We start from the raw sequence: 4027 nt of genomic DNA, 5'->3' as shown, positions 1-4027 counted from the left end.
AACTATCCCCTCTGCAAAAGGAACTGAGAGAACTCGATCGCTGTGATTTTGAATAATCTTTTTGGCTCCTTCAGCACCTTTCAACTTCATTAAATTAGGAAAAAAACTGCGATCGAATAAAGCAGGTACGCCCAAAATTCCTGCATATTCTGAGGCAATTATTTGCTTACTTTTTTGAAAATAAACTTCAATCAATTGATTAATAACTTGAGTTGATATAAAAGGTTGATCGCACAAACACAACACTACAGCTTCAGGTTTTTCAGTAACAGTATCTAAGGCTTGGATACCTACTCGAATTGATGAACTCATTCCCTCTGACCATTGGGGATTTTCTACGATTCGGATCGTCAACTGATTAATGTGCGATCGAATTTGTGTGGCATAAGCTCCGAGAACAACTATAATGGGATGACAGCCGGAAGCAAGGGCAACTTCTATTGTATGAGATAATAAGGTAGATTTGCCATAGGGTAATAGTTGTTTGGGCGTACCCATGCGAGTGGAAGCACCCGCCGCAAGAATGATAATACCAACAGTCATAGGATTTTGGATTTTAGATTTTGGATTTTGGATTGACAGGAAAGATCGTACTGTTTGCCAGATCCATTCGATCGCACGTCATGAATTGGTGCTTTTCGGTTGCGTAAAAAGCCACCAGAACGCTTTGCCAAAACAGCTTTAATTTCTGCTATAATTGCCAAGGCAATTTCTGCTGGCGTTTCCGCACCGAGATCGAGACCGATGGGTGCATACAAGCGTTCAAATTGTTCTGAATCTAGCGCCAAGTTTGCTTGTCGTAAATCATGAAATAATTTTTCGATGCGGTTTCTAGAACCGAGAATGCCGATGTAAGGTAAAGGTGAGGAAAGTAGAGTAGGCAAAATATCGCGATCGCACAAATAATTATGCGTCATCACCACAGCAACCGTATAACAATCTAAACTTAGATATTCGGCGATATTTTCCGCGCTGCTAATTACAATTTTATCTGCTAAAGGAAAGCGATTTGATGTCGCATAAGCGGGTCGGCGATCGATTACCGTGACATACCAACCTAACTCTTTTGCCAAACGCACAACGGGAATAGCATCGTCACCCGCACCAAAAACTAGCAGCGAGATGGGAGGTTTAATAACTTCAATGAAAACTTCTGCTTTTTTGTTATTCCATTCGTAGGATTGAATTTGCGATCGCTCATTTTCAAGTGCTGCTTTTACATCCGCAATTACCTTTTGTTCGAGAAACTTATCTGCGATTTGATTGATGATAATCCCAGTGCGATCGCCACATATGCGCGAACCAATTTTTGTAGCAATATTGTCTGATGTGTGAAACACAGTTGCGATCGCACCCACCGAACGCTGACGCAAACAATTGCCGATAAATGTCAAAAATTGGGATTCGATTGCGCGAAGCGCAGCGCAAGCGATCGGTTCGATTAATACCTGAATAATTCCATTGCATCCCATCCCCAAACCCCAGAAAATATCGTCATCTGAGGTAGTATCATAAGTAACGACATTAGGTTTACCAGTAGCGATAACTTCCTGTGCAATATCGCAAACATCATCTTCCAAACATCCGCCACTAATCGCGCCAATTTTGTGACCATCTTCGGTAATTAGCATTCTCGCACCCGGACGACGATAAGCGGAACCTTGCACTTTAACTACCGTAGCAAGTGCTGCCATTTTGCCGTTGTTTTGACTTTCTGTAAATGCCTCGATAATTGCCTGTATTTCATTCATAATTTTTATTGATAGACGTAGAAATTGCAGTATTGTCTGAATCCCAGACTTGCATAAATATTTTTGCCATCTTCAGAAGCTTGTAAAGTCGCAGTTTGATAACCTTGCTTTTTAGCATCGAAAAGCGCCGCTAAAGTCATCGCCGTTCCAATTCCGCGCTTGCGATATTTTGCCAGAGTTACGACACCGTAAATACCCGCCACTCCTGCGTCTAAGAAGAGTTCAGTTGTGGCGATCGCTTCATTTCCTAAATATCCGATATAAAATTGCACAGGAATTTCAGGACGAAATGCGATCGCTGCTGCTTGTCGATAAAATTCGATTACGCAAAAATCTGGCGGATTCCAACAACTGGCGATTATATTTGCATAATCTTCAATTTCTTCAAGATTTTTGACGCGACGAATTTCTAAACCTGGAGGCAAGGTATAATTTTGATTGAATTCGCTTAAATCCATTGCCATTCCCGGCGCTTCTTCAACTTGTTTAATACCGTGTTTTTCCAAACGTTTGGTGAGGTTAGGAGGTTGAGAATTAGCACCGATCCACCAAGCGACAGGAAGGTTGCGTTTCTGGAAGTAGTCGATCGCAAAATCGATGCGATCGACTACTTCTGATGCAGGAAAATTTACCCGACAGACAAAATTGAAAGTATCCGATCGCAATTTGGAATCGATCAGTAACATTTCCGGTGTATCGATAACTGCCATTGCAGGTAGATGGCGGGCGAAGTACGAGATATGCCCGCACATATTGGATTCGATCGCGTTAATAACCTCCACTTCTGTAGCTTGTCCGAGTTTAATAAAATTCATCACTAAATATCACCTATTCACCTATATATAACAACCGCCAAGGCAGTTAGGAAATTCTTAATTCCAGCTACCCCTAACCCCGACGCCCTAATCCCTAACCCCTAGCTTAGTCTATTTGGCACTGAATAAATCCGTCAGCGCCAACTGCATCAGAAAATCTCGCAGAGGTGCAGGATATAAAACGCAGGAATCGTAAAGAGCGGTGAAGTTTGATGAGAGCATACATCACTCATAGCCCATGTTTAGCTCTTGAGCTTGAGCCACCAGTTCATCTAAAACTTGCATTCGTTGACTATCAATTTGCTGTTTGTATTTCATTACATCTTTAAAATAAACGCGGCGATGTCGTCCTACCCGGCGACAGGGTAACTCACCCGATTCAATTAACTTGACAACAAACGGACGCGAAACATTCAGAATCTTTGCTGCTTCCTGAGTTGTCAGTTCTGCATGGATAGGGATGAGAGTAACTGCATTGCCTTGAGCCATTTGTGACAGAATATCCACCAGTAAATGAAATGCTGTGGCCGGGATCTCAACTGTCTGCTCGCTCCCGTCTTCTTCCACCACTTTGAGTTGTTTTTTCTGTTGCGTTAACTTAATCAGAGATGCCAGAATGCGGCTACTTTCTTGAGAGAGCTTGGCATCCGCCTCCGTAGGAATTGCAGGTTTGTTATAAGCAGTAGAGATTACCTTGACACTCCCCCGTCAAGCTGGCGCTGTGACGGGGGATTCTTGCTTCAATGAGAATTGCTTTTTAACACAATTGTTAACGAGTCTTACATTCTCTCCACAAGCTTGAATTCCTGCGTGTCCCGCAGTATTTGTTAACAGTATTCTTATCCCTTCTTCCCATAAATTCTGTGTGGCATTTTCATCTCTATCATGGTGAGTTTTACATTCAGGACAAACCCATTCACGAATGCTGAGATTTAATGAATTGTGCTTAACTTGGCAACTATTACAAAGTTTGCTACTGGGAAAGAATCTGTCAACTTGAATAAATATTCCTCCCTCTCTATCTAGCTTATAACTGATAAAATTAAGCAGCATTCCCCAACCAGCATCTAATACTGATTTCGCTAGCTTGGTTCGTGCTAATCCTTTAATACAAAGGTTCTCAGCTATAATGACTTGGTTTTCGTCAACTAACTTTCTTGAGAGTTTGTGAAGGAAATCAAGTCTAGTGTTAGCTATTTTTTCATGGACTTTTGCTACTCTTTTAACTTGTTTTAGACGATTTAAAGACCCTTTTTTCTTTTTAGATAAAGCTTGTTGTCTGCGTTTTAAACCTTTAGCATATTTTCTAGTAGGTTTAATTGGCTCGACTTGATTAAAGTCTTTTCCATCAAACGTAGTAACTAGGTTACTTAAACCTAAGTCAATGCTTGTGATTTTCCCTGATTTCTTATTGGTTAAATCATCAGTTTCAAATAATATTGCAGCAAAATACTTATCTGT

Annotated in this window: 5 protein-coding genes; all 5 read right to left on the bottom strand. The window is 41.1% G+C overall.

Going from position 1 to position 4027, the window contains the following annotated elements:
- Positions 1 to 543 (bottom strand): nucleotidyltransferase family protein (locus H6S82_RS21975; RefSeq protein ID WP_191056703.1); only part of this gene is annotated, 543 nt, incomplete at its 3' end.
- Entirely contained in the window at positions 540 to 1751 is a 1212-nt protein-coding gene (locus H6S82_RS21970) for an XdhC/CoxI family protein (protein WP_190465284.1), read from the bottom strand. The genes H6S82_RS21970 and H6S82_RS21975, both read right to left, overlap by 4 nt.
- A 5-nt stretch (positions 1752 to 1756) precedes the next feature.
- Positions 1757 to 2566 (bottom strand): GNAT family N-acetyltransferase, encoded by an 810-nt coding sequence (locus H6S82_RS21965; RefSeq protein ID WP_190465283.1) that lies wholly within the window; start codon positions 2564 to 2566, stop codon positions 1757 to 1759.
- Between the two features lie 225 nt (positions 2567 to 2791).
- Positions 2792 to 3136, bottom strand: coding sequence for a helix-turn-helix domain-containing protein (locus H6S82_RS21960; RefSeq protein ID WP_347339529.1), 345 nt, complete (start codon positions 3134 to 3136; stop codon positions 2792 to 2794).
- A 138-nt stretch (positions 3137 to 3274) separates the two neighbouring features.
- The coding region (locus tag H6S82_RS21955; RefSeq protein WP_191056702.1) for an RNA-guided endonuclease TnpB family protein at positions 3275 to 4027 on the bottom strand (753 nt) is incomplete at its 5' end.

Origin of the sequence: Planktothrix sp. FACHB-1355 (assembly GCF_014748295.1) — a bacterium.
Classification (GTDB): Bacteria; Cyanobacteriota; Cyanobacteriia; order Cyanobacteriales; family Aerosakkonemataceae; genus Aerosakkonema; species Aerosakkonema funiforme_A.
This window is presented reverse-complemented; position numbering and strand designations above follow the sequence as displayed.